Source organism: Marinobacterium sp. xm-d-564 (assembly GCF_013283345.1).
GTDB lineage: Bacteria > Pseudomonadota > Gammaproteobacteria > Pseudomonadales > Balneatricaceae > Marinobacterium_E.
Genome location: NZ_WBYO01000001.1, coordinates 423,455 through 449,423, shown reverse-complemented (window position 1 = coordinate 449,423; position 25,969 = coordinate 423,455). Strand labels below are relative to the sequence as shown.

Annotated in this window: 27 protein-coding genes; 4 read left to right on the top strand and 23 right to left on the bottom strand. The window is 48.7% G+C overall.

All coding sequences use genetic code 11. The features are described 5' to 3' along the window. Positions 1-306 precede the first annotated feature (306 nt). The 16 genes from der to XMD564_RS02255 all read right to left on the bottom strand — a co-directional run bounded on the left by der (position 307) and on the right by XMD564_RS02255 (position 14,577). The gene (gene der, locus XMD564_RS02330; protein ID WP_173507725.1) at positions 307-1,743 is read right to left on the bottom strand and encodes a ribosome biogenesis GTPase Der; all 1,437 of its coding nucleotides are present in this window, start codon (positions 1,741-1,743) and stop codon (positions 307-309) included. Between the two features lie 81 nt (positions 1,744-1,824). Continuing rightward, positions 1,825-2,973 carry an outer membrane protein assembly factor BamB gene (gene bamB, locus XMD564_RS02325; protein ID WP_173484545.1) on the bottom strand — a complete coding sequence of 383 codons (1,149 nt, stop codon included), beginning with the start codon at positions 2,971-2,973 and terminating at the stop codon, positions 1,825-1,827. Then, on the bottom strand, positions 2,973-3,629 hold the full coding sequence (locus XMD564_RS02320) for a tetratricopeptide repeat protein (protein ID WP_173483754.1): 657 nt from the start codon (positions 3,627-3,629) through the stop codon (positions 2,973-2,975). The genes bamB and XMD564_RS02320 overlap by 1 nt, the downstream gene beginning before the upstream one ends. A gap of 13 nt (positions 3,630-3,642) precedes the next feature. After that, the gene (gene hisS / locus XMD564_RS02315) at positions 3,643-4,920 is read right to left on the bottom strand and encodes a histidine--tRNA ligase (RefSeq protein WP_173480722.1); all 1,278 of its coding nucleotides are present in this window, start codon (positions 4,918-4,920) and stop codon (positions 3,643-3,645) included. A 27-nt stretch (positions 4,921-4,947) separates the two neighbouring features. After that, positions 4,948-5,934 carry a RodZ domain-containing protein gene (locus XMD564_RS02310; protein ID WP_173480721.1) on the bottom strand — a complete coding sequence of 329 codons (987 nt, stop codon included), beginning with the start codon at positions 5,932-5,934 and terminating at the stop codon, positions 4,948-4,950. Further along, complete coding sequence (pilW, locus tag XMD564_RS02305) at positions 5,931-6,704, bottom strand: type IV pilus biogenesis/stability protein PilW (RefSeq protein WP_217363716.1); 774 nt, start codon at positions 6,702-6,704, stop codon at positions 5,931-5,933. Before pilW ends, XMD564_RS02310 begins: the two co-directional genes overlap by 4 nt. 62 nt (positions 6,705-6,766) lie before the next feature. Continuing rightward, entirely contained in the window at positions 6,767-7,876 is a 1,110-nt protein-coding gene (gene rlmN, locus XMD564_RS02300) for a 23S rRNA (adenine(2503)-C(2))-methyltransferase RlmN (RefSeq protein WP_173480720.1), read from the bottom strand. Between the two features lie 57 nt (positions 7,877-7,933). Next, positions 7,934-8,341, bottom strand: coding sequence for a nucleoside-diphosphate kinase (ndk, locus tag XMD564_RS02295; RefSeq protein WP_169450197.1), 408 nt, complete (start codon positions 8,339-8,341; stop codon positions 7,934-7,936). A 139-nt stretch (positions 8,342-8,480) separates the two neighbouring features. Further along, positions 8,481-8,819, bottom strand: a complete 339-nt coding sequence (gene fdx / locus XMD564_RS02290) for an ISC system 2Fe-2S type ferredoxin (protein ID WP_173480719.1) — start codon at positions 8,817-8,819, stop codon at positions 8,481-8,483. A gap of 9 nt (positions 8,820-8,828) precedes the next feature. Then, positions 8,829-10,685, bottom strand: a complete 1,857-nt coding sequence (gene hscA, locus XMD564_RS02285; RefSeq protein WP_173483756.1) for a Fe-S protein assembly chaperone HscA — start codon at positions 10,683-10,685, stop codon at positions 8,829-8,831. Between the two features lie 2 nt (positions 10,686-10,687). Next, entirely contained in the window at positions 10,688-11,221 is a 534-nt protein-coding gene (gene hscB, locus XMD564_RS02280; protein ID WP_173505608.1) for a Fe-S protein assembly co-chaperone HscB, read from the bottom strand. 19 nt (positions 11,222-11,240) lie between these two features. Continuing rightward, positions 11,241-11,564, bottom strand: a complete 324-nt coding sequence (gene iscA / locus XMD564_RS02275) for an iron-sulfur cluster assembly protein IscA (protein WP_173480716.1) — start codon at positions 11,562-11,564, stop codon at positions 11,241-11,243. A gap of 42 nt (positions 11,565-11,606) precedes the next feature. After that, positions 11,607-11,987: a Fe-S cluster assembly scaffold IscU gene (gene iscU, locus XMD564_RS02270; RefSeq protein WP_173480715.1), complete on the bottom strand. Its 381-nt coding sequence runs from the start codon at positions 11,985-11,987 to the stop codon at positions 11,607-11,609. A 22-nt stretch (positions 11,988-12,009) separates the two neighbouring features. Continuing rightward, on the bottom strand, positions 12,010-13,224 hold the full coding sequence (locus XMD564_RS02265; RefSeq protein WP_173480714.1) for an IscS subfamily cysteine desulfurase: 1,215 nt from the start codon (positions 13,222-13,224) through the stop codon (positions 12,010-12,012). Between the two features lie 37 nt (positions 13,225-13,261). Next, positions 13,262-13,738 (bottom strand): Fe-S cluster assembly transcriptional regulator IscR, encoded by a 477-nt coding sequence (iscR, locus tag XMD564_RS02260; RefSeq protein ID WP_173480713.1) that lies wholly within the window; start codon positions 13,736-13,738, stop codon positions 13,262-13,264. 89 nt (positions 13,739-13,827) lie between these two features. Further along, positions 13,828-14,577, bottom strand: coding sequence for an RNA methyltransferase (locus XMD564_RS02255; protein ID WP_173480712.1), 750 nt, complete (start codon positions 14,575-14,577; stop codon positions 13,828-13,830). A gap of 129 nt (positions 14,578-14,706) precedes the next feature. Here XMD564_RS02255 and XMD564_RS02250 point away from each other — a divergent pair, with 129 nt between their 5' ends. The 3 genes from XMD564_RS02250 (at position 14,707) to XMD564_RS02240 (ending at position 18,048) form a co-directional block, all read left to right on the top strand. Beyond that, positions 14,707-15,507: an inositol monophosphatase family protein gene (locus tag XMD564_RS02250; protein WP_254442795.1), complete on the top strand. Its 801-nt coding sequence runs from the start codon at positions 14,707-14,709 to the stop codon at positions 15,505-15,507. Between the two features lie 74 nt (positions 15,508-15,581). Then, positions 15,582-16,727 carry a nitric oxide-sensing protein NosP gene (gene nosP / locus XMD564_RS02245; RefSeq protein ID WP_173507724.1) on the top strand — a complete coding sequence of 382 codons (1,146 nt, stop codon included), beginning with the start codon at positions 15,582-15,584 and terminating at the stop codon, positions 16,725-16,727. After that, positions 16,714-18,048 (top strand): hybrid sensor histidine kinase/response regulator, encoded by a 1,335-nt coding sequence (locus tag XMD564_RS02240; RefSeq protein WP_173483758.1) that lies wholly within the window; start codon positions 16,714-16,716, stop codon positions 18,046-18,048. The genes nosP and XMD564_RS02240 overlap by 14 nt, the downstream gene beginning before the upstream one ends. On the opposite strand, the gene XMD564_RS02235 is transcribed toward XMD564_RS02240, so the two are convergent. After that, positions 18,045-18,692, bottom strand: a complete 648-nt coding sequence (locus XMD564_RS02235) for a response regulator transcription factor (protein ID WP_173480709.1) — start codon at positions 18,690-18,692, stop codon at positions 18,045-18,047. The genes XMD564_RS02240 and XMD564_RS02235 overlap by 4 nt on opposite strands. A 4-nt stretch (positions 18,693-18,696) precedes the next feature. After that, complete coding sequence (locus XMD564_RS02230; RefSeq protein ID WP_173480708.1) at positions 18,697-19,149, bottom strand: GNAT family N-acetyltransferase; 453 nt, start codon at positions 19,147-19,149, stop codon at positions 18,697-18,699. A gap of 191 nt (positions 19,150-19,340) precedes the next feature. Between XMD564_RS02230 and XMD564_RS02225 the strand changes: the two genes are divergently transcribed. Then, positions 19,341-20,861, top strand: coding sequence for an aldehyde dehydrogenase family protein (locus tag XMD564_RS02225; RefSeq protein WP_173480707.1), 1,521 nt, complete (start codon positions 19,341-19,343; stop codon positions 20,859-20,861). Positions 20,862-21,068: 207 nt separating this feature from the next. Here the strand turns inward: XMD564_RS02225 and XMD564_RS02220 are convergent, their stop codons facing one another. The 5 genes from XMD564_RS02220 to hflK form a co-directional block, all read right to left on the bottom strand. After that, positions 21,069-22,364 carry an adenylosuccinate synthase gene (locus XMD564_RS02220; protein WP_173495259.1) on the bottom strand — a complete coding sequence of 432 codons (1,296 nt, stop codon included), beginning with the start codon at positions 22,362-22,364 and terminating at the stop codon, positions 21,069-21,071. Between the two features lie 23 nt (positions 22,365-22,387). Continuing rightward, positions 22,388-23,563: an ATP phosphoribosyltransferase regulatory subunit gene (locus XMD564_RS02215; protein WP_173483579.1), complete on the bottom strand. Its 1,176-nt coding sequence runs from the start codon at positions 23,561-23,563 to the stop codon at positions 22,388-22,390. Positions 23,564-23,584: 21 nt separating this feature from the next. Beyond that, complete coding sequence (locus tag XMD564_RS02210) at positions 23,585-23,779, bottom strand: DUF2065 domain-containing protein (RefSeq protein WP_173480704.1); 195 nt, start codon at positions 23,777-23,779, stop codon at positions 23,585-23,587. 103 nt (positions 23,780-23,882) lie between these two features. Continuing rightward, the gene (gene hflC, locus XMD564_RS02205; RefSeq protein WP_173483577.1) at positions 23,883-24,764 is read right to left on the bottom strand and encodes a protease modulator HflC; all 882 of its coding nucleotides are present in this window, start codon (positions 24,762-24,764) and stop codon (positions 23,883-23,885) included. 1 nt (position 24,765) lies between these two features. Beyond that, positions 24,766-25,968 carry an FtsH protease activity modulator HflK gene (gene hflK, locus XMD564_RS02200; protein WP_173480702.1) on the bottom strand — a complete coding sequence of 401 codons (1,203 nt, stop codon included), beginning with the start codon at positions 25,966-25,968 and terminating at the stop codon, positions 24,766-24,768. Position 25,969: the final 1 nt, after the last annotated feature.

The following is a 25,969-nucleotide window of genomic DNA, read 5'->3' as shown; positions in this document are numbered from 1 at the left end:
TCAAGAAAAACATTACGCTAAATGAATTCACATATAGGTTGCTTGTCTTGTTAAGCTTTTGTGCTCAACCTCAACAAGCGCCCACACGCATTACCTGATTAATTGTTAAAGAGCGTGCCACCGATCTCTTGGTGGCTGCTTGAGTACTCGTCTCAAGCGAGGTGCGTATATTACCGACACCCAATTTTTATTCAACCCCTTTTTTGTAAAAAAACACACTTTTTTGAACATTTATTTTTACTGGGTTTGCAGTAATGAAAAACGCACCTTTAATAAGGTGCGTTTTTTGTAGGAGTGGGAGAAAGATTAGCGCTTACGCTTTTTATCTTTCGCTCGCTTCTTCATCTCTTTAATGTGCTGACGATGTCTCTCTTTTTTAGCCTCCTGGCGACCGGAGAGTTTATTCACTCTGCCAGAAAAAGGGTTATCGCCCGTTTTAAATTGGAAGCGAATCGGTGTTCCGCGCACTTTTAGAAGCGAGGTAAAGCGATTCTCAAGATAGCGCTTATAAGAGCCCGGCAGTGCGTTGGTCTGATTTCCATGCACTACAATGATAGGCGGGTTTGAACCACCCTGGTGAGCAAAGCGCAACTTAATACGGCGATTATTGACCGCTGGTGGATGATGATCAGCTACAACATCTTCAAGCAGACGAGTCAGCTCATTAGTCGACCATTTTTTCATTGCACAACGGTAGGCTTCGTTCACTGACCGATAAAGATCGCCAACACCCGTTCCATGCAGCGCCGAGATGAAGTGGAAACGAGCAAAGGTCGCAAACCCCATGCGGCGCTCTACTTGAGTCTTAACCTTCTCTTTTGCTTCATAGTCCATGCCGTCCCACTTATTCAGTGCAACTACCAGAGCTCGGCCAGAGTCGATCACGAAGCCGAGCATGTTTAGATCTTGCTCAGTGACACCATCACGCGCATCAATGATTGCGACAACAACATTGGCATCTTTGATAGCCTGAAGCGTTTTGATGATTGAGAACTTCTCTACCGCCTCTGTCACTTGACGACGACGGCGAACCCCGGCCGTATCAATTAGAGTGTATGGCTGGCCATCTCGCTCGTATGGAATGTAGATACTGTCTCGAGTCGTCCCTGCATGGTCGTATACCACTACGCGCTCTTCACCAAGCATTCGGTTTACCAGCGTAGATTTACCCACATTAGGGCGACCAACAATGGCGATACGAATATTGCCATCATCTTCCTCTTCCGGCTCTGCGCCCTCTTCAGGGTATGGCACACCGGCTTCATCTAATGTCATATCAATCAACTGACGAACACCGCGACCATGAGCCGCTGCAATGGAGAGCGGATCCCCAATACCCAGCGCATAGAAGTCAGAGCGAGCGATATCAGGATCCAATCCATCGGTCTTATTGACTACAAGGTAGACTTTTTTCTCGTGACGACGCAGATGATCTGCAATCATTTCGTCAGCTGGGTTGATACCTGCACGAGCATCCACAAGGAACAGAACGATATCGGCTTCATCAACTGCTTGAAAAGACTGCTGTGCCATTTCACGGTCAATACCGCTCTCGTCACCCGTGATACCACCAGTATCTATGACAATATAGTCTCGCTCCCCTAGATCACCTTCACCGTACTTACGGTCACGTGTCAATCCAGGAAGATCGGCAACCAGCGCATCACGCGATCTGGTCAAGCGGTTAAACAGGGTCGATTTACCGACATTAGGGCGCCCAATTAGGGCAATTACCGGAAGCATATTGCTCACCTGATTCCAAAAAACAGAAGGCGGCAACCCGCAAGTCAGGTCACCGCCTTATATAAAATTAAAAGGCTTTTGCTATTTTAGCGTTAAAGCACTCAATTTACCCGAGTTACTGAGTACAAATGTTGTATCCCCTACCACGACTGGATCCGCCGTGACAGGTGAACTACCCAAATTGACTCGAGCGATAGGACGCCCGTCGATTTGCGACAGGGCATGTAGGTAGCCCAGAGCATCCCCAAAAATTACTTCGTTACCGACCACTACCGGTGCCGATAAGCCTCGATTAGAAAAATCAGAGTTGCGCCAAACACTGGCTGACGACGAGACATCAAAGGCCTCAACCGCTCCCTTTGCATCTACCGCATAGACATTACCAAAACCGACCGCCAGCTCTTGATAAGTAGAGAAAGATTGAGTCCAGACTGTTGACGCCGTGCGCGGGTTGATCGCTACAACACGACCTTGATACCCGCCGGTCAGAATAAGATCGTTTGCTATTGCAAAGCCACCATCCAAATCCATTAGACGCTCAAACTCGGAACGACCCATCGCATCAGCAGCACGAATCTCCCAGGCTGGAATACCTGTTTCGCCCGCCAGTGCGACTACCTTACCGTTAGCAAATCCAGCTACGACACCATCACTCAGCATGAGGGGAGTACCGGTACCACGAAGCGTCAGTGCAGGCTCTTGAGCATCATAGACCCAACGAGATTCACCGGTAATGCGATCAAAGGCGGCTAGCTGACCATTCACCTGCTGAACAACAACCAGTGACGTGCCCACTTGTGGCTGAGCCGTCACTTCGGACTTCAGCTGAGCTCGCCACTGTTCCGAACCATCTTTTGCAGATAGCGCCACCAGTTCAGCGCTATCAAGAACCACTAATGCTAGATCAAACCCTGCACCGACACCTGCACTGATTTCGGCATCCAGGTCAACGCTCCAGTTCAGCGCACCCGATTCCAGCGCATAGGATGAGATTCGTCCTTGCTTATCAGAGATCAGTAACGAATCGTTTGTCACACCTGGCTTAAACTGGTGAAACTCATCCCCAAACGACGCACCCACATCTGCACTCCAAACAAGGTTGAAGGCTTTCTCTTGTTCAAACGCGACCAACTCTTGTGGGCCGGACTCTTTTTCACCAGAAAAAATACCGCAACCAGACAAAAGACTGGTTGCAGCTGCTACAACAAAGGCACGTCTAATGAGATTCATTACGATGCATCTCCAGTCGCTAAATCATCATATTTCAGTTTAATCACCTGCTTGCGCTGAGGATCGGCCGACGCCATTGCCGCTTCATACGAAGCTCTCGCTTCCGAAGCGTTTCCCATTGCAGCAGCCACATCTCCCTGAACCTCAGCAAATAGTGATGGGAAATCTGAGCCACTTAACTGTGCTAATGACGCTTTAGCTGCTTCAGCTTGCCCTAATCCTAATTGCACTTTCGCTTTACGGATTGTAGCCAAAGACTTCATATCTAATGGCGAGACTTCACTCGTAATCACATAATCGAGCTGCTCAAGCGCACCTTCTAAATCGCCAGCATTCACTGATACACGAGCTAACACCATTGCCGCCATAGGGGCATAAGCGCTCGATGCATAATCTGCGCGAAGATCTTTCCCAACCTGTATCAAGGACGTAACCGCGGCATCATCCAGTGGCAAAGCGGTTGCGACAGGATTGAGAATCGACTCATACATAGCGGAAGCGTTTGCAGCAAAGTCATCTTGATACTGATTCCAGCCACGCCACCCAAACACAGCAGCCACAGCAATTACGACACCCATGATTAGGGATTTACCGTTCTCTTTCCACCAACTTTTGAGCGCTTCAACCTGCTCTTCTTCTGTACGTAGCTCAGCCACTATACTCTCCAACCTAAAGACTAAATTTACCTTTCAATTCACTGACCAGTGAATCTTGAGCAACTCGAACTTGATCGCCATTACCACGCAGCGGTTTTAAACTCACTTCGGACGCAGCACGCTCATCGTCACCGATAAGAATGGCAAAATCTGCTCCACTCTTATCAGCCTTTTTCATCTGACTTTTAAATCCACCGCCGCCGCAATGCAACTGAACTCGAAGGCCCGCCTCGTGACGAAGCGTTTCAGCAACACTCATCGCGGTCGCTAGATTATCATCCCCCATTCCGATGACATAGACATCGATACGTTGACGAACACTCTCAGGAACCAGTTGCAGCTCTTCAAGGAGAAGAACCAGACGCTCGACACCCATTGCGAAACCGACAGCCGGGGTTGGCTTGCCACCTAATTGACTCACCAGTCCATCGTATCGGCCACCGGCACAGACAGTACCTTGGGCGCCTAACGCATCGGTCACCCACTCAAATACGGTCTTACCGTAGTAGTCTAGACCACGCACCAAGCGAGAATTAACACGGTATTCGATACCCGCAGCCTCGAGCAGTGACTTCAACTGTTCAAAGTGTGCTTTGGACTCTTCGTCGATGTAATCATGAAAATGAGGTGCATCGTTCAATAGCTGCTGGGTGTTTTGATCTTTAGAGTCCAATATTCTGAGTGGATTAGACTCAAGGCGACGCTGACTGTCAGCATCTAGCTGATCTTTACGAGCCGACAGATAGCTGACAAGGTCCTCTTTAAACCGTGCACGAGCTTCAGCTGAACCCAAGGTATTTAATTGAAGCTCAACGGAATTGATCAACCCTAAGCGCTTCCAAAGTTGAGCACTCATGATGATCACTTCTGCGTCAATATCAGGACCATCCATACCGAAAGCTTCAGCACCTACCTGGTGGAACTGACGATAGCGACCTTTCTGCGGGCGCTCATGACGAAACATTGGACCAGTGTACCAAAGGCGTTGGACTTGATTGTAAAGCAGGCCGTGCTGTTCTGCTGCACGAACACAACTTGCAGTCCCTTCCGGGCGAAGTGTCAAACTATCACCGTTACGATCTTCGAAGGTGTACATTTCCTTCTCAACGATATCGGTTACTTCACCAATTGAGCGTTTGAATAACTCAGTTTGTTCTACGATAGGGGTACGAATCTCAGCATAGCCATAAGCCTGCAGGACCGTTTTTACTTGAGTTTCTAGATACTGCCAGACCGGTGACTGGTCTGGCAGAAGATCATTCATACCACGAATGGCTTGTAGCTTTGCCAATTTTATAACCCGTAATGTGCGATCTAATTATCGCGATAATGTTAAACGGGCTACATTCTTTCTGGTATGAGGTTCTAAATCAACTGTTGAGCCATCAAAAGTTACAGAACTGACTGCATTCGCACGTCCAATGACAATTGAAAACGGGGCTTTACCTTTGATTGTCAGATCCTGTCCTTTTTTTGATAGCCCGTTAAACAGCGCTTCACCGGTAGCATCTTTGATATTCAGCCAACTGACATCGCTAAATTTAATCGTCACACCATCTGAACCACTCGTATTAACAGGTGAAGCGGTCAAGGGTTCGTTAGGCTCGGACTTTTCCGCCGGTTTGGGCTGCTCTGTTTTGACTGGAACGGCCGCCGTTTTAGATTCGAGATCAGGCGTTTCAGCAGGCTTAGGTAGCTCAATCGCTTTGGGCGCTTCAACCACCGCATCTTCATTAGACTCTTGAGTCATTGTTTTGATAGGTATTGAAAGACCCTCAGACTCTCCTGCCAATGGCGGAAGCGCCTGACTGCTCTGCTGCTCTTCAGGTTCAGAACCACCAAACAAACCGGACAGCCCAAGTGTCGGCCAATTAATTTGAGAAGCCCCAAAAGCAAGACCTGCTAAAAGAGCCGCAATGATGACCAACCGAAAGAGGAGTGTTAATAGCGAACTTGCACGACGCGGGTTGAGTTTCATCACCGTACCGGCGGTCGCTGAACCCGCTGATTTAATGGCTGAGCGGCGTTTAACAGGCCGCTGACCAATAGCCGCATTGTACTGTTCAACAAAGGTCTCAGGATCCAACCCAACTCGATTACAGTAGTTACGAATATAACCACGCGCAAACACCGGCTGACCCAATTGATCAAGGTCACCCGCTTCAATCGCAGAAAAAACAGCACTGGTTAGCTTCAGATCTCGCTGCAGCGCACCAGCAGAGATACCCAATGATTCACGGGCAGCAATCAGCTTGTGGTTTTCAAATCCTGAGAGGCTATCGCCCAATAGATCATGGTCTGTCACAGGCCAGTATCCTTAAATTTATTATACTCTTCGGAATTCGGATAAAGGTTCTTCAAAAGCAGCGCATAACTTGCCGCTTTTGATGGGTTCCCACTATGTCTGGCTAACCTTACACCAACCCAAAGACTTTTGGCAAAGTGCTGGGTCTCTTGAGCATCAAGTTGCTGTTGAAAGATTGCATAGTGTTGAGCGGCCAGTGAAGCCTGTCCTTTATCTAAGTAAAGATCTGCAAGCTCAATATGAGCCGTCACCCGAAGTGGTGACAGTGTCACTGAACGATTAAAGACGTGCTCCGCAGCGGAATCACGATCGATCAGACGGTAGCAGCGACCCAAGTTTTCAAATGCTTGTGCTCGCTGTGTATAGAAAGGATCTTCAGTTGATCTTGCTAAGGCTTTACAGGCCTCTTCAAACCGCTGCTGAGAAAAAAGAAAGGCGCCATAGTTGTTAAAGATCATGGCAGAGTTAGGGTCTGCTTGAGTGGCTCTTTGAAAATATTGATCGGCCAGTTCTGGTTCACGCTCGGCTTGAAACACCATTGCCAAACCATTCAACGCTGGGGCATAGCCAGGGTCGGCCAAAGCAGCCTGTTGAAGAGACTCTTTTGCCGATGCCGTATCACCCGCCTGGAGATATTGCATACCCAGCTTGGTGTAGGCTGCTAGGGCAGATTGATCTATTCGCCCTTTAGGTTGTTCACTCGATGAAAAAGCGGAACAGCCTGCCAAAGTAATAGAGCAAAAAAGAGTTACTGCTTTGAATAGGGACACAAAATACCGTTTAGAAACTTAAAGTTAGTTTCATTAACGATAGTAGAATAGTGTCAATAAATCTAGCTCGTTTGATTGTGAAGTTCGATGTACTTCGCGCTACGACGAGTCTTATCCTCAACCTGGCCGACGAGCTGGCCACAGGCCGCATCCACATCATCGCCACGAGTACGGCGAACGGTCGTTAGAATATTCCCTTTCAACATCTCAGACTTAAATGCCTGAATTGCCTGCTCAGAGGGGCGATCGTATCCAGAATTTGGAAAAGGATTAAATGGAATCAGGTTAAGCTTGCAAGGTACCTGACGAAGCAACTTAACCAGCTGACGAGCATGCTCACGCTGATCGTTCACACCAGCAATCAGTGTGTACTCGATCGTTGCTACACGTCGATCCGACAGCTTATCGAAATAGCGTTTGACCGAAGCCATTAGCTCTTCGATCGGGTAGCGCTTATTGATAGGCACTAACTGATCACGCAGCTCATTATTTGGGGCGTGCAGAGAGATCGCCAATGAGACATCAGCCCCCAATTCAGCAAGCTTGTCGATTTTAGGAACCACACCGGCCGTACTCAGGGTCACACGACGCTTAGAGAGACCATAGGCGTTATCTTCCATCATCAACTGTACTGCATCAAACACAGCATCAAAGTTCATCAGCGGCTCACCCATACCCATTAACACGACGTTGGATACGCGTCGTTCACCACTTGGGTCAAATGGCCCAAAGGAACGGATAGCGACACGAAGCTGAGCGATGATTTCGGCAGCGCTAAGGTTTCGGTTGAAGCCTTGCTTGCCTGTTGAACAGAAGCTGCAGTCCAAAGAACAACCCACCTGTGAAGAGACACAGAGCGTGCGGCGATCCCCTTCGGGAATCAAGACCATCTCAATCGCTGAACCACCATCCATCTGGATGACCCATTTACGGGTACCATCTTTGGACGTTTTATCCAGTAACACCTCTGGCTCACGAATTTCAGCAACCTCAGATAGGCGTTCACGTAGGGCTTTGCTGATGTTCGTCATCTCATCAAACGAACTGGCACCCTGCTGGTGAATCCACTTTAGAACTTGAGTTGCACGAAAACGCTTCTCACCCATCTCCTCAAAGAAATCTTCAAGTTTAGTAGGTGATAGACCGATAAGGTTTACTTTCTGTTCTGCCATGAGCTTTGGACCAAAAAAAAGGCGCCCTCCGATCAACGGAGAGCACCTTGGGCGTCATTATGCGCCGAAGAAGTATTCGATTTCGCGTGCTGCAGAAGTAGCAGAGTCAGAACCGTGTACTGCGTTCGCATCGATAGACTCAGCAAAGTCACGACGGATAGTGCCTTCAGCTGCTTCTTGTGGGTTAGTTGCACCCATTAGTTCACGGTTTTTAGCGATAGCGTTTTCACCTTCAAGAACCTGAACAACAACTGGACCAGACGTCATGAAAGAGACTAGGTCGCCGAAGAAAGGACGCTCTTTGTGCTCTGCGTAGAAACCTTCAGCATCAGCTTGTGAAAGCTGTTTCATCTGCATAGCAGAAACTTTTAGGCCTGCTTTTTCGAAACGAGAAACGATCTCACCGATAACGTTTTTAGCAACAGCATCTGGTTTGATGATAGATAGAGTACGTTCAGTAGCCATGACTGTGTAATCCTTTAATTAAATTATGGGTTAAAATTTGTGCGCGGATTATACGTTATGCGACGAAAGATAAATAGCCCTTCAACCACAACAAAAAAGGCCCGCTTTACGGACCCTTTTCAGAGATGCTTTAGAAGGATCAATGCCCTTCTGATACCTGATTGATGGTGTATTTAGGAATCTCAACAACAAGATCTTCATCACCGACAACGGCCTGGCAACTTAGTCTCGATTCAGGCTCAAGGCCCCAGGCCTTATCGAGCATGTCATCTTCTAACTCGTCGGACTCCTCGAGGCTATCAAAACCCTCACGGACGACGACATGACAAGTAGTGCAAGCACAAGATTTTTCACAAGCGTGCTCAATATGAATATCGTTCGCCAGTGCTGCATCACAGATCGTAACACCCGGCTCCACATCGATCACTTTGCCGTCTGGGCACAACTCTTCATGGGGTAGGAAGATCACTTGAGTCATTACATTTACCTAATCTAATTGATCAACGCGCTGGCCTTGCAACGCTTTTTGGATTGATTGATCCATTCTGCGGGCTGCGAAGAAGTCACTTACTTGGGCGAGATGCTCTACGCCGGACTCTATCGCTTTAGAGCTCGCACCATCACGAAGCGAACGCAGAACGTCAATTTCTGAAAGAAGATCCTGTCGCTCCTGATCGCTCAGCAACTGCTCGCCATCTTCAGCAATCGCCGCTTCAAGCGATACGATTAAACGATCTGCCTCAACCTGCTGTTCACGCAAGGCGCGCCGCTCTTTATCATCTGCAGCAAACTGATAAGAATCCGTTAGCATCTGAGTAATTTCAGAGTCACTCAAACCGTAAGAGGGTTTCACTTGAACCGCACTCTCAATACCGGTTGATAGCTCTTTGGCTGAGACATTCAATAGACCATCCGCATCAACCTGAAAGGTGACTCGGATTTTAGCGGCGCCAGCCGCCATAGGAGGGATACCGCGCAGAGTAAATTGAGCCAGTGATCGGCAGTCATCTACCAACTCACGCTCACCTTGCAGCACATGCACCAACATAGCCGTTTGACCATCTTGGTAGGTTGTAAACTCTTGAGCGCGAGCAACAGGAATCGGCGTATTGCGATGAATTACCTTCTCAACCAAACCACCCATAGTCTCCAACCCTAAAGAGAGAGGGAGCACATCTAACAGCAGCAGCTCTGCATCCGGTTTATTGCCCGCTAAAATATCGGCCTGAAGAGCTGCACCCACCGCCACCACACGATCAGGATCTATGTCGGTATGAGGCTGGCGATTAAAGAACGCCTCGACCCCAGCAACAACGGCTGGCACACGAGTTGAACCACCCACCATCACAACATCGTTGATCTCATCTGGCTTGATGCCCGCATCTTTTAAGGTACGTTTGCAGGCACGAAGCGTTTTCGACACAAGGGGTGCCGTCAACTGTTCAAACTGCTGACGCGTCACCAAAACTTCTTGATCATTAGCCAAGGTTAGAGTGACTGAATCTGAATCCGTCAGTGACTCTTTTGCACGGCGCGCTTGAACCATAAGAGATCGCATAACCGCAGGTGTACGCTCTAGCTCAGGCGCTTGCTCTAGCAACCATTCAGCTAAAGCGTGATCAAAATCATCACCCCCAAGCGCCGAATCTCCACCCGTAGCCAGCACCTCAAACACACCCTTAGTCAGGCGCAGTATAGAGATATCAAAGGTACCGCCACCTAAATCGTAAACCGCTACGACGCCTTTATCCTGTTGATCTAAACCGTAAGCGACCGCTGCCGCAGTAGGCTCATTCAGAAGGCGAAGAACTTTCAAGCCGGCCAGCGTGGCCGCATCTTTGGTGGCCTGACGCTGTGCATCATCAAAGTAGGCTGGAACCGTAATAACAGCCCCTTCAAGCTCACCACCCAAAGATTCGGCAGCACGAGCTGAAAGCGCTTTAAGAATATCCGCAGAGATTTGAACCGGACTCAAATCACCCAAGGCTGTTTTGAGGTAGGGCATCCCCCCCTCGCCTTCTGAAAACTGATAAGGAAGTTGATCGCCTAAAGTTAACACTTCATTTGAGGAGCGACCCATTAAGCGCTTAATGGATTGAATCGTGTTAAATGGATCGTCGCTTACTCTCGACAGCGCTTCAGCACCGACGATGGCACCAGCCTCTGAGTAGTGGACAACCGAGGGCAGCAAATGGCGCCCTGCCTCATCAGAAAGTGTCTCTGCAACACCATTTCTAACCGACGCCACCAGTGAATTAGTGGTGCCTAAATCGATCCCTACCGCCAACTTACGTTGATGGGGATCCAAACTCATTCCGGGCTCTGCAATTTGCAAAAGCGCCATGACTAAAACTCCTCATCGAGGCGATCTTCCATGGCCTCTATCTCAGACAGTAGTTTCTTTAAAAATTGCAGCTTGCGAACAGACTCTTCAGCCGACTCCAAATCACCACCCGCATAAGCCACCTGAAAATGATCAAAGCAGGCTTTTTCCAACGCCACAGTTTGTGACTCTAAAGCTTCTAGAGTAGCGAAAGGGTCTGCTGCTTCGGGCGCTTCAGCTAAGGTTTCGCGAAGCTCCATCTGCTGCATTAAAAAGTCCATTGGCAGCTGCTTTCTGGACTCTTCACCGGTCAGCACACCTTGTAATGAGAGAAGGTACTGTGCACGCGAGAGTGGTGACTTAAGCGTTTCATAGGCGGTGTTGAGGTGAGTACTGTTCTGCACAGCCTGGCGCTGTTCAGCATCACCTTTGTGAGCAAATCGGTCTGGGTGATACTCTTTTTGCAGCTCTCGAAACGCTGTATCGAGGAGTGTACGATCAAGAACAAAACCTGCTTCAAGACCGAAGAGTTCGAAATAGTTTTGAGAAAGATTCAAGAATTAAGCCTTAACCGGTTTAAACATGGAAACTTTCGCCGCAACCACACTCACTGGCGACGTTCGGGTTATTGAACTGAAAGCCTTCGTTGAGCCCCTCTTTGACGAAGTCGAGCTCTGTACCCTCTAGATAGACAAGGCTTTTTGGATCAACAACAACCTTAACGCCCTCAAACTCGTATACAGAGTCTTCACTGTTAAGTTCGTCAACATACTCCAGAACGTACGCCATGCCTGAACATCCTGAGGTCTTAACCCCTAAACGGATACCAATGCCCTTGCCGCGTTTTTCTAAATACTTAGCCACATGGTTAGCAGCTGCTGACGTCATCGAAATTGACATAAAAACCTTCTACCTAAACTGTCTACCAGAGGTTAAATGCGATTACTTCTGCTTGCCGCGGTAATCTTCAATGGCTGCTTTGATTGCATCTTCTGCCAAAACTGAACAGTGAATCTTAACGGGAGGAAGCGCTAGCTCTTCAGCGATTTTAGCATTTTTCAGCTCAGCCGCCTCGTCCAGTGTCATACCTTTGACCCATTCAGTCACTAATGAGCTAGATGCAATGGCAGAGCCACAACCATAGGTTTTAAACTTTGCATCCTCAATCACGCCGTCATCACTGACTTTGATTTGAAGTCTCATTACGTCACCACATGCAGGTGCACCGACCATGCCGGTACCTACGTGTGGATCATCACTTTCCATTTTGCCAACATTACGAGGATTCTCGTAGTGATCAATTACTTTATCGCTGTAAGCCATGCTGATCTCCTCTCACTGAGTATTAGTGATGTACCCACTCAACCTTAGTTAAATCCACACCGTCCTTGTACATATCCCACAAAGGCGATAATTCACGAAGTTTTTCTACGGCCACACGTGCTTGTGCCGCTGCGTAATCCACCTCTTCATCGGTCGTAAATCGACCAAAAGAGAAACGGATCGAGCTGTGCGCCATCTCATCATTGAGGCCCAATGCACGTAGCACGTAAGAGGGCTCAAGGCTTGCTGATGTACAAGCAGAACCAGAAGAGACCGCCAAATCTTTCAGAGACATCAGAAGTGATTCACCCTCAACAAAGGCAAAACTCACATTCAGGTTGCCTGGGTAGCGCTGCTCAACAGAACCATTGATATGAACCTCTTCCATATCGCTGATTTGTGACCAGAAACGATCACGAAGTTCAGCCAAACGCTTATGCTCTTGCTCCATCGATGCTTGAGCAATCGCGCAGGCTTCACCCATACCAACCAACTGGTGAGTTGCCAAAGTACCTGAGCGCATACCGCGCTCATGGCCACCACCATGTATTTGAGCTTCAATACGTACACGTGGCTTACGACGCACATACAGTGCACCGACACCTTTCGGGCCATACATTTTGTGGCCACAAAGTGACATTAGATCGACCTTCATCTCGGCCATATCGATTGGTAACTTGCCAGCACTTTGCGCAGCATCTACGTGGAACAGCACACCGTGCTTACGAGTCAATTCACCGATCGCCGCAATATCAGTAATCGTGCCAATCTCATTGTTGACGTGCATCAGAGAGACAAGAATGGTGTCATCGCGAAGCGCATCTGCCACCATCTGTGGCGTAATCAGACCGTCGCTACCCGGTGTTAGGTAGGTCACTTCATACCCTTCACGCTCTAATTGGCGACAGGTGTCGAGGACCGCTTTGTGCTCAATCTTAGAGGTAATGATGTGCTTACCCTTCTTATGGTAGAAGTGCGCAACACCTTTAATGGCCAAGTTATCCGATTCGGTAGCGCCTGAGGTCCAGACGATTTCACGAGGGTCTGCACCAATCAACTCTGCTACCTGGCGACGGGCAGTCTCAGCCGCCTCTTCCGCCTTCCAACCAAACAGGTGCGAACGTGACGCTGGGTTACCAAAGTTACCATCTGGGGTAAGGCACGCCATCATCTTTTCAGCAACACGAGGGTCCACCGGTGTTGTCGCTGAGTAATCTAGATAGATCGGCAGTTTCATACTCTCTCTCCAAAAACGTTAAACTGAGTTATGGCTCTTATGCGCTGGCAACAGAGGGAATTAACCCGTCAGCTGCCGTACTTTGGCTTTGACGATCTGCAACAGCCATTACATCCCTGCGTTTCAAAAGATCTGCAAGGCTAATATCACTAAGAAAGTTGTGGATCTGATCGCTAAGATCGCTCCACAGATGGTGCGTCAAACAGGTCTCACCGGCCTGACAGTTACCTTGGCTGTTACAGCCTGTAGCATCAATCGATTCATTAACCGCATCGATGATAGATGCTACAGTAATCTGTTCGCACTCCAGATTGAGCAGGTAGCCTCCACCTGGCCCCCGCACACTGGTCACCAGTGCGCACTTACGCAACTTGGCAAAAAGCTGCTCAAGATAGGATAAAGAGATACCCTGTCTTTCAGAAATATCCGCCAAACTGACTGGTCCTTTCTCTTTGTTGAGCGCCAAATCAAGCATCGCGGTTACGGCATATCGCCCTTTGGTTGTAAGTCGCATAAGACCTTCCTACACCCTATTGTGTTAAAGGTATTATCTAAAACCCTACAAAAACAGTCAACTATTAATCCTACAATTTTAGTCAACTATTAATCTTTACGGATTGAGCGATTTATCTTGGTCAAAATGCCACGCAAAATATTGACCTCTACTTTGTCTGGTACCGCCCTTAGTAGCAGTCTTCTTAACCGAGTCATTAACTGTCTTGGATTATCAGGCTCGAGAAACTTAATATCGATCAGTGTCTGCTCAAGATGATTAAACATCAGCTCAATCTCTTTTTGATCTGCCAACTCAATATCCCAATCCACACCCCATTGCGGCGCTTCTTCAACCACCGACTCTTGCAGCGCCATGCGCAGTTCATACGCGATCACCTGCACAGCTGCGCCGACATTTAATGAGCTAAAATCGGGATTGGTCGGAATATGAACATGCAGATGACAAGCGTGCAGCTCTTCATTGGTTAAGCCACGATCTTCACGACCAAACAGAATAGCTACTTTGAAATCATCTGAAGAGTGGGAGAGTCGCTCTGAAACTTGAGCTGATAACTCTCTAGGGTTAACGATCGGCCAAGGGATGTGACGACCTCGAGCACTGGTGCCCACCACCAACTGACAATCCGCAACTGCTTCCTGTAACGACTCAACGACCAGTGCAGATTCAAGAATATCATCCGCTCTCGAAGAGCGAGCATTGGCTTCAGGGTGAGGAAAGAGTTTGGGCTCTACCAGACAGAGTTCAGACAGCCCCATATTCTTCATAGCACGCGCAGCAGCACCAATGTTCCCTGGGTGGGTGGTATTAACTAACACGATTCGGATTTTATCTAACATCTGTCTCTCCCTGAGCGGGCGTGATTCTAACAGATGACGCCATGAATCACATCTGCTCGATAGTAGCGGTTTTGTAGCGGTCTGAGGTATAATGAAATTCGCTCTTTTAACAATTCCGGATACTTACTGATGCAACCAATGGTTAACATCGCCCTACGGGCTGCCCGTCAGGCTAGTGAACAGATCACTCACGCTTTAGAACGTCTCGACCTCATTAAAAGCGAGCAGTCGAGTGTCGCTACTTTTTTAAGCGATACGTGCAAAAACGTTGAACGCACTATTGCGTTTAACATCCAAAAAGCGAACCCACACCACAGCATCTTCGGTGAGTATTCAGGTGAGTACCCAGCTCAAGAAGAGGGCCCTAACCCTTGTGAGTGGCGAGTACACCCTATCGACAGTGTTGTTCACTTTTCAAACGCAATCCCCTCTTTTGCGCTGTGCATTACTGGAACTATCCGCGGTAAAGTTGAACACGCACTGATTCTTAACCCCATTACCGGTGAAGAGTTTACTGCGAGCAACGGTCAAGGCGCACAGCTAAACGGCAAACGCCTTCGTGTCAGCAACAGCAAAGCGCTTGATAGCACTCTGATCGGAACCGGTTTCTTGGGTCGTCCTTCAGACAAGAGCAACCTTGATCTACAACTGAACATTAACCGCGCACTGATTGAAGCGAACGCTGACATTTTCAGCACCGGTTCTGTCGCACTGAATCTAGCTTACACTGCAGCCGGTCGAATTGACGGCGTTGTTCAGAAAGGCGTGGTGGCAGAAGAGATCGATGCAGGCCTACTCATTCTTCGCGAAGCGGGTGGCCTATCGGCTGATTTTACAGGCGGAACTGACATCCGCGGCAAAGGTGAGCTGATCGCCGCTAACCCGAAACTGTTTAAAGCACTGGTTACCAAGGTTCATAGCCTTAAATAATCATTCTAAAGGCGGGTTGATCCCGCCTCTGTTTTTTCTATACTGGGTGTTCTAAAAACAAAAAGAACACAAAAGTGAACGCTCAATCGATATTTACCGCTTCGTCCAGCAACAGCGATCCCGAACTGGCCGTGAAAGAGCTGAAACATCAGTTCAACGATCCCTCAATTCAATTTGTACTGTTCTTCTGTTCAGCCTCTTTCAATCTTGCGAAGTTGGGCTATGCATTAAACGAACAGTTTCATGACATTGGCATTTCAGGCTGCACGACAGCCGGAGAGATAACCCCTAACGGCTATGAGCGCGGGTCGATTACAGCCATTGGTTTCTCTAACCAGGATTTTTGTGTTCAAGTCGGCTCCGTGAAGAACCTGAAACGCTTCACTCTAGGCAATGCTCAAACCATGCTGGATCAGTTGCGGTCACAGTGCACCCTTTCAAGCGCTGCACTGAACGGCTTTGCCATTACTTTGGTTGATGGCCTTTCAATTGACGAAGAGATCTTTCTTGCCACCCTCAACTCTGCACTTGGCTCAATCCCCAGCTTTGGCGGATCGGCGGGTGATGACGTCAATCTAGCCACCACCCATGTCTTTTTTGACGGTGATTTCCATACCGACGCGGCGGCCGTTTTGATGGTCAATACACGATTTGAGTTTGAGGTTTTTACAACCCACCACCTACTCCCAACCGATAACAAGTTTGTGGTGACGGACGCTGAACCGCAAAACAGAAAAGTCAATGAACTCAATGCCGACCTAGCGGCGACCGAGTATGCCGATGCACTTGAGCTATCAGTCGATCAGTTAAATAACGATATCTGCACGCTCAACCCCTTGGCTGTCAAAATTGGTGAGCAGTATTTTATTCGCTCCATCCAATCCATTGAGCCCGATTCCAGCCTGACGTTCTTTTGCGCAATGGAGAATGGCATCGCGTTAACACTGATGCAGCCCAAGGATTTAAAAGAGAATCTGATCGATCTATTCAATGGCATTGAGAGTCGCATTGGAAAACCACAGATAGTGATTGGCTGCGACTGTTTTTTACGACGCAGGGAAGCCGAACTTAAAGGTGAAGATCAGCAGGTTTCAGAACTTCTAAAAGCCTTTAATGTGATTGGTTTGAACACCTACGGTGAGCAATTCTCAGGCATGCATATTAACCAAACTTTTACTGCAGTCGCCATCGGACAGAGACGGTTGAATGAGTCAGTCTGAGTTAGACGCTGCGCAGAAAGAGAACGCAAAGCTGCGCAAGATCAACCAAGCGCTGATAGAGCGACTGGAGTCAGGCGCCGTTCAACTGGCAAACCCCTACTCCGCCTTTGAGCATTCCGTTACGCTTGCTGAACAGGTCAGAGAGCGCACCGATGCACTGAACCAAGCGCTGGAAAAGCTTAACCTAAGCCATAGAGAGCTGAGTCAAGCCAACCAAGTCGCCGAGCAAGCCAATCTCTCAAAAACGAAATTCCTAGCGGCCGTTAGCCATGATCTACTGCAACCTCTGAATGCCGCCAGACTGTTCGCCACCACTCTCGCCGAGCAACCCTTGGATGATCGTCCAAAGTCACTGGTAGATTCGATGACTCGTTCACTCAACGATGTAGAGAACCTTTTGAGAACGCTGGTCGATATCTCCAAGTTGGATGCAGGCGTTGTCCATGCGGATAAAACCAATATCAGAGTTGCACCGATTTTGGAGCAACTCTCAACGGAGTTTGAGGCTGCGGCTCAACATGCCGGACTGAAGTTTAAACATCGAACCTGTAACGCTTGGGTACACAGTGACTCGCTGCTACTGATTCGATTACTGCGCAATCTTCTGACCAACGCGATCCGCTATACCAAAACAGGCGGCGTCCTACTCTCCGCAAGGCAACGTGGTGACAAATTGCTGATACAGGTATGGGACACTGGTGAGGGAATTAGCCAAGAGGATCAGAAGAGCATCTTTGATGAGTTCAAACGACTACCCAATGCGGACAAAGCGCACGATAAAGGGTTAGGGCTTGGCCTATCGATCGTCGATAAAATTGCAAAGGTGTTAAACCATACGTTGACTGTGACATCGACACTGGGCAAAGGATCAGTCTTCAGCCTTGAGATCCCAATTTTAAATAGAGCACAGGAGCCGGCTAACGATCCATCCACCCTCCATCCTTCTCTCTCCTCATCCCTTCAGGGTAAACAGATCCTCGTGGTCGATAACGATGCGACCATTTGTGAAGCCATGAGTCAGCTTCTCACACACTGGGGGGCTAATGTCGCGACCTCACTGAACGGTGAAGCCTTAGGGGATAAGATCGATCTGGGAAGCGTTGATCTGTTAATCGTAGATTACCATCTGGATCAGGGTACCGGCATCGATCTAGCAAAGCGTTTACTTGAGCAGAGCTCCATCGATATTCCTGTACTGGTCGTGACGGCCAACCATAGCCAGAGTCTCAATGAGACGATTCGACAAGAGGGTTTTAGCCTGCTGCACAAACCGCTAAAGCCTTTACTCTTTAGGCAGCGCTTGCGACAGCTGTTGGGCTAGAGATAGATCGAAAAGTCTATGGAAGAGGCTTGATTAGCCGCCTGAACACGGTTATCGACACCCAATCGACGCAGTATTTCAGAGACGTGCGTTTTAATTGTGCTCTCTGAAAGGTTTAACTCATCACCAATCTGTTTGTTTGAGCGCCCTTGGGCAAGCTGCTCTAACACCAAAAGCTGTTTTCGAGTCAGCGCCCTCAGCGTATCGTGAAGCTGATGACTACTATTCTGCTGAGGTGACGCTTGGCGCAACAGCTCTGCAGGCATGTAGAGATCACCCGCCAGTATTTGCTCTATCGCCTTACCGAGGGCCTGCTTAGGCAGAGACTTGGGCACATAACCCACGGCTCCAAGTGCTAAAGCTTGCAGTACTAGTTGTTTATTCTCCTCTGCGGAGACAATGGCAACCGCAACATCGGGATGGTGAGATCGAATGTGTTGCAGTCCTGATAAACCTTGAACCCCAGGCATATTAAGATCCAATAGAACCAGGTCCGGCTGCTGCGCTTCAATGAGTTGATCAACCTCGCTGAATTGACCGCACTCGGCGACTTGCTCATCGGGGTAGAGGTCGATTAAAACATTAACGACCGCCTCTCTATAGAGGGGGTGATCATCAACGACTAGGAACTGGTAAGAAGGCATAGGTTTAAGCGTCTCGAATCATGCCAATGTGAGCAATACCGCACTCATCGTAGACTTCACCATAGGATTGAAAACCAAAGCGCTGATAAAACGCCTCGACGGGTAGTTGTGCCGACAAGCGAATAGCGACACCCGGCGCGAGGGTCTCCAGTATATGAATCGCCTCTTCTGTTAGGGTGTTTGCAAACCCTTTTCCCCGTTCGGCTTTGGGAACTAGGACCCTACCGATCGAGGATTCAGCATAGACTTGGTTGGGTAAGAAGAGTCGTGCATAGGCAACCAGTTCACCGGCACTGTTTTCTAACCAGAGGTGCTGCGCAATCTGATCTTTATCATCCAGATCTTCACATTGACAGCTCTGCTCTAAGAAAAAAACGTTCGAGCGGTGTTTCATGATCTTGTAAAGCTGATCAATCGATAGCTCGTCAAAAGTTTTGAGAAAACGTTTTGTGGTCACTGACTACTCCTTGAAAGTAGTTCGATTCTATCACTACTTTCCCGCACACCACATTGCTCTTTCAAAAACGGTACTTTAGTACCAATTAAAAAGAGCCTTATGGCCGATAGGGGATCTTATCGAAACTCTTCATAGTGAGGTCAGGCTAATCAATAGCCCCTCGACTAAAAAAAACAAATGAGGATTCTTCGATGATCTATGCAAATCCAGGCAGCGCAGGCGCTGTTGTCTCTTTCAAAGCAAAATACGGCAACTACATCGGCGGCCAATGGGTAGAACCAGTTAAAGGCCAATACTTCACAAACCACACTCCTGTAAACGGTGAAGCGATTTGTGAAATCCCACGTTCGACTGAAGAGGATATCAACCTAGCGATTGATGCTGCTGAAGCAGCTAAAGATGCATGGGGCACAACCTCTGTTACAGAACGCTCTAACCTACTGTTAAAAATTGCTGACGTTATCGATGCAAACAGTGAAATGCTGGCGGTTGCTGAAACTTGGGACAACGGTAAAGCCGTTCGTGAAACCCTAGCAGCCGATATCCCACTCTCTTCTGACCACTTCCGTTACTTTGCCGGCTGTATTCGTGCACAAGAGGGAAGCATTGGTGAAATTGATAATAAAACGGTTGCCTACCACTTCCACGAGCCACTGGGCGTGGTTGGACAGATTATCCCATGGAACTTCCCACTACTGATGGCTGCCTGGAAACTGGCACCAGCTCTTGCCGCCGGTAACTGTGTGGTTCTTAAGCCTGCAGAGCAGACTCCTGCCTCAATTTTGGTTCTAATGGAGCTGATTGGCGATCTTCTACCAGCGGGCGTACTTAATATTGTAAACGGCTTTGGTGAAGAGGCCGGTCAGGCATTGGCTAGCAGCAAACGCATTGCGAAGATTGCCTTCACAGGCTCTACGCCTGTTGGCTCACACATCATGAAGTGTGCAGCCGAAAACATTATTCCATCAACCACTGAGCTAGGCGGCAAATCACCTAACATCTACTTCTCGGATGTTATGAACGCTGAACCTGAATTTGTCAGCAAAGCCGTTGAGGGTGCGGTACTAGCCTTCTTTAACCAGGGTGAAGTGTGTACCTGTCCATCACGTCTTCTTGTACAAGAAGATATTGCAGACGAGTTCCTTGCGATGGTGGTTGAACGCGCTAAACAGATCAAACGTGGTAACCCACTGGATACTGACACCATGGTGGGTGCTCAGGCATCACAAGAGCAGTTCGATCGCATTCTTAACTACCTACAGATCGGTCGTGATGAGGGTGCAGAGGTATTGATGGGTGGTGACGTTCACGCAGTGGATGGCGATCTATCCAAAGGCTACTACATCCAACCAACTCTTCTTAAAGGCAGCAATGACATGCGCGTCTTCCAAGAGGAGATCTTTGGACCGGTTGTCTCAGTCTGTACCTTCAAAGACGAAGCGGAAGCACTGGCAATCGCTAACGATACCACTTTCGGTCTTGGTGCTGGTGTATGGACACGCGATAGCAACGTTCAATACCGTATGGGTCGCGGCATTCAAGCCGGTCGTGTATGGATGAACTGTTACCACCTCTACCCTGCTCACGCAGCATTTGGTGGATACAAGAAATCAGGTGTTGGCCGTGAAACGCACAAGATGATGCTGGATCACTACCAACAGACCAAGAACATGCTTATCAGTTACGACATTAACCCACTGGGTTTCTTCTAACGCTTCCAAAGTGCTTGCCCCCGCCAGGGGGCTTTTTTATTCCCAGGATGGGATGTATCCAGCGGTTTCAGGGATGAAATAGAGCTGGGCATATCCAGGATGGGATGTATCCAGCGGTTTCACGGATGAAATGGAGCTGGGAATACCAGCTTTGCTGGCAAAAAAAAGCCGGCTTATTAAGCCGGCTTTCTAGTATCAAGCAACGAATTACGCGTCGTAGGGATCACGTAAAACGATGGTTTCAACACGGTCTGGACCCGTCGAAACGATGTCGATAGGCGCTTCCATTAGCTCTTCGAGCTTAGCGATGTATGCACGCGCATTCTCTGGCAACTGTTCTAGAGTTTGAGCACCGATTGTCGACTCACTCCAACCAGGCACTGACAGGTACTGTGGAGTCACTTTTTCGTAATCTTCACTGCCGTTCAAAGAGTATACGTCGTTACCTTCAGCATCTTTATAGCCGGTACAGATCTTGATCTCTTCCAGGCCATCCAATACGTCCAGTTTAGTCAGACAGATACCAGACACAGAGTTCACTTGAATCGCATGTTTCAGTGCAACTGCGTCGAACCAACCACAACGACGAGCACGACCTGTAGTCGAGCCAAATTCATGGCCACGTTCAGCAAGGCGCTGGCCGATTTCACAATCCAATTCAGTTGGGAAAGGACCACCACCAACACGTGTCGTGTAAGCTTTAGTAATACCTAGGATGTAATCTAGGTAGAGTGGACCAAAACCAGAACCCGTAGAAGTACCACCCGCCGTTGTATTCGAAGAGGTTACGTATGGGTAAGTACCGTGGTCGATATCAAGAAGAGAGCCCTGCGCCCCTTCAAACATGATATTTTGACCCGCTTTACGCATTTCGTGCAGTTTATCGGTCACATCCACGACAAGCGGAAGCAACTCTTCTGCCATTTCGAAACACTCTTTAAGGACCGCTTCGTAGCTTACCGGTTCTACTTTGTAGTAATTCTCTAGCATGAAGTTATGGTACGCCATCACCTCTTCTAGTTTCTTAGCGAACATCTCGCGATCCTGAAGATCACCAAGACGTAGACCACGGCGAGATACTTTGTCTTCGTATGCTGGTCCAATACCACGACCTGTAGTACCGATCTTGGCATTACCGCGAGCGATCTCACGCGCCTGATCCAGCGCAATGTGGTAAGGCAGAATCAGGGGGCAAGCTGGGCTAAGACGTAGACGTTCACGAACAGGAACACCGGTCTCTTCAAGCTGCTTCATCTCTTTTAACAGAGCGTGCGGAGACAACACCACACCGTTACCAATCAAACACTGAACGTTTTCACGAAGAATGCCTGAAGGAATCAGGTGAAGGACGGTCTTTTCACCATCGATTACCAGAGTGTGGCCCGCATTGTGTCCGCCTTGAAAGCGAACAACCGCTGATGCTTTATCCGTTAGAAGGTCAACGATTTTACCCTTGCCCTCGTCACCCCATTGGGTACCGAGAACTACGACATTTTTGCCCATTAGTATCTCAACTATTCGTTTACTTAGAGAGTGGTAACAGTCCACTCAGAATTTTCTTTTACCAGACGACGATCGCAGTGCGTTGGCACTGCTGCATTGTCTAGCTCATAAACCACTCGTTCGCCCTGCGCACGCAGTGCTGCGACAGCTAGGACCAACGATGAATCTTCCATTTTCGGCGCCAAAATCGCCAAACTTGGCTCTGGCACTTCATCCAACGCCAATGTAACCAGTGTTTTCAGATCGGCACTGAAGCCAGTAGCGGGACGCGCACGACCAAAGTCCGCACCGATCTGGTCATAGCGACCACCTTTTGCCAGCGCTTGGCCAAACTTAGGCGAGTAGGCTGCGAAAACAACACCTGTATGGTAGCTGTAACCGCGCAGCTCACCCAGGTCAATGTAGATACCGATTGATGGGTGCGCTGTTTTAACACGATCAGCAATCGCAGCAACGTGATCGACAGCAGCAAGAATGGCCGCGTTATCCGCAAAGAGTTCGCGTGCACGCTCCAGCGCCTGCTCTGAGCCATTTAAGGTACCCAAGGCGGCAAGCTTGTTTTTGATCGAGTCTGATTGATCAAGCTGATCAACAAATTGCGACAGCTCAGGCAACGCCTTACGCTCTAGAATATCGATGTAGCTGGCAATCTCCGCTTCAGAAAGACCCGCTTCGGCAACCAATTCAGTGAATACACCTACATGGCCTAGATCCAGATTGATTGCTCCTTTGACACCGACCTGAACCAAAGTGTCGAGCATCAGAGCGATGACTTCTGCATCACTGTCAACGCCTTCGTGCCCGAACAACTCAGCGCCAATCTGCATGGGGTTGCGCGATGCCAACATATTCACCGCACGAGTGTGAAGTACTGAACCACAGTAACAGAGACGGCTCACGCCATCTGAACGCAGACGATGGGCATCAATACGCGCGACCTGTGGCGTAATATCCGCTCGAATACCGAGCATGTGACCAGAAGTCTCATCGGTCACTTTGAAGGTACGCAGACCTAAGTCACCACCCACACCGGTCAACAGTGACTCAAGGTGCTCAGCAACCGGAGGCATCACTAACTCGTACCCCCAGCCATGAAACAGATCCAACACTCGACGACGAACCAGCTCAACCTCGCGCGCAACGGGAGGGAGCAACTCTTTCATACCGTCAGGAAGTAGCCAGCGATCAGCCAACGCCATTATAAAAAACTCCGATACTCTTTATTTAGAAAGTATGAGTAGTGCAGTGCCTATTAACATAGAGGCCAGGCCAAAAGCACGAAGGGTCTTATCATTCACCATCGCCAGTTGACTCACCATAGAGCGCCAGCGGTGTGGATAGAGAAAAGGAATGATCCCTTCTATCACTAAAACCAAACAAAATGCGAGCCAAAGCTCGTGCCAAAGTTCAGACATCTTAAGTACTGCTAAATCACAAAAAAACCGGGGCACGCCCGGTTGATCAATTTTAACACGAAAACGGGTGCCAATGGCACCCGCTTTTTAACCCGACCTTGGTTTAGTTGGTCGCGTTTGGAGATGCGTTCTGCAGGTAACGGAAGAACTCACTATCCGGCTTCAGCAGCAGTACATCAGATCCATTATTGAATGACTCTTTGTAGGCAAGAAGACTGCGGTAGAAAGAGTAGAATTCACTGTCCTTGTTAAATGCTTCTGCATAGATACGTGCCGCTTCTGCATCACCCTCACCTCGAGTCACCTCCGACTCACGATAAGCGTTCGCTAGGATAACGGTGCTCTGACGGTCAGCATCTGCACGGATACCTTCTGCAAGCTCTTGACCACGTGAACGAAGCTCACGTGCCAGACGCTCACGCTCTGTGCGCATACGTTGGTAGACCGAGTTTGACACTTCAGACGGTAGATCGATTCGTTTAACACGAACATCAATCACGCTTAAGCCTAGCTCTTTTTCACTCAGCTCTGTCAGTGATGAAACGACGGTATCCATCACCTCTTCACGCTCACCAGAGACAACCTCAGTTAGTGTACGAGTACCAAACTGGTTACGCAGACTGGTTTCAATACGCGTCGACAAAAGATCTGCCGCACGGAACGAGTCACCAGAGGTTGCGGTGTAGTACTTCTCTACATCCGAGATAATCCACTTAACGTAAGAGTCTACCACTAGACGTTTTTTCTCTAGGGTAAGGAACGACTGTGGGCGAGTATCCAAGGTTTGAACACGAGCATCGAACTTACGAACGGTGTTCACAAATGGAATTTTAAAGTGCAGACCGGGTTTTAGATCGCTTTCGACCACTTCACCAAACTGCAGCTTCACGCCACGCTCGGTCTCTTTAACGATGTAGACCGAGTTACTAACAATCAACAACACCAATACGGCAAGTACCGATGTAAACATCGAAGTCGGTTTCATATTAACGACCCTCCCGTAGTGTACTAGTGCTTGAGCTGCCGATGCGGTTAATCACCTGCTGCGTTAACTCACGCATGCTGGAGTCATCTAAACGCACAGAGCGTGGCGTGTTAGCAATGGTATCTGCTTGGCGCTTCATCAATTGATCCAGCGGTAGGTACATCATGTTATTACCACCATCGACATCCACCATCACCTTAGGCGTTTTGCCCAACACCTCTTGCATCATATCGATGTAGAGACGTTCACGGGTGACACCAGGAGCCATCTGATATGCTTGCAGAAGTGATGTGAAACGATCAGCTTCACCGCTTGCTCGAGCAACGACTTCCTCTTTGTAAGCATTCGCTTCTTCGATCACACGCTGAGCGGTACCACGAGCTTCCGGAACAATACCGTTAGCGTAAGTTTCCGCCTCGTTTTTAACACGCTGCTCATCCTCACGCGCTTTGATCACGTCATCAAACGCATCTTGAACCTGCTGTGGTGCGGTTGCGTTTTTGATATTGACACGTGAAAGAGCAAGACCTGTGCCGTAACTGTCCATGTAGCTTTGTAGACGTGCCTGAACCTGTGTCGCGAGAATCTCACGACCTTCGGTCAAGATGCCGTCCAGGTTAGTCGAACCAACCGTATGGCGAAGTGATGATTCAGATGCATGTGACAGACTGGTTTCAGGGTCACGAACATTAAGAACAAATGCACGTGGATCACTGATCACATACTGAACCGTCATCTCTACATTTACGATGTTCTCATCACGAGTCAGCATCAAAGAGCCGTGGTCGTGGGTACGAACTCGAGTCACATTCACCTTAGTGACTTCATCCAGTAGTGGCGGGTTCCACTGCAGACCTGGCTGTACAGTTTCATGGTACTTACCAAGGCGAAGAACAACACCACGTTCCTGTTGATCGACTGTGTAGAAACCAAAGCCAGCCCAAGCAACCACTACAACCAGAGCAATGATGCCGAAGAAACCTGCACCAGGTCCTTTAACATCACCACCATTAGAACCACCAGAACCCCCAGAGCGTTTACCGCCAAAGATAGAGTTCAAGCGTTCTTGCAGCTTCTGCAACGCTTCATCTAGATCGGGTGGTCCCTGTTCAGGGCCGCCTGATCCACCACGGCGGCCATTATTGCCACCTGAGTTCCATGGATCCTGGTTGTCTTTACGACCACCGGGCTCATTCCAAGCCATA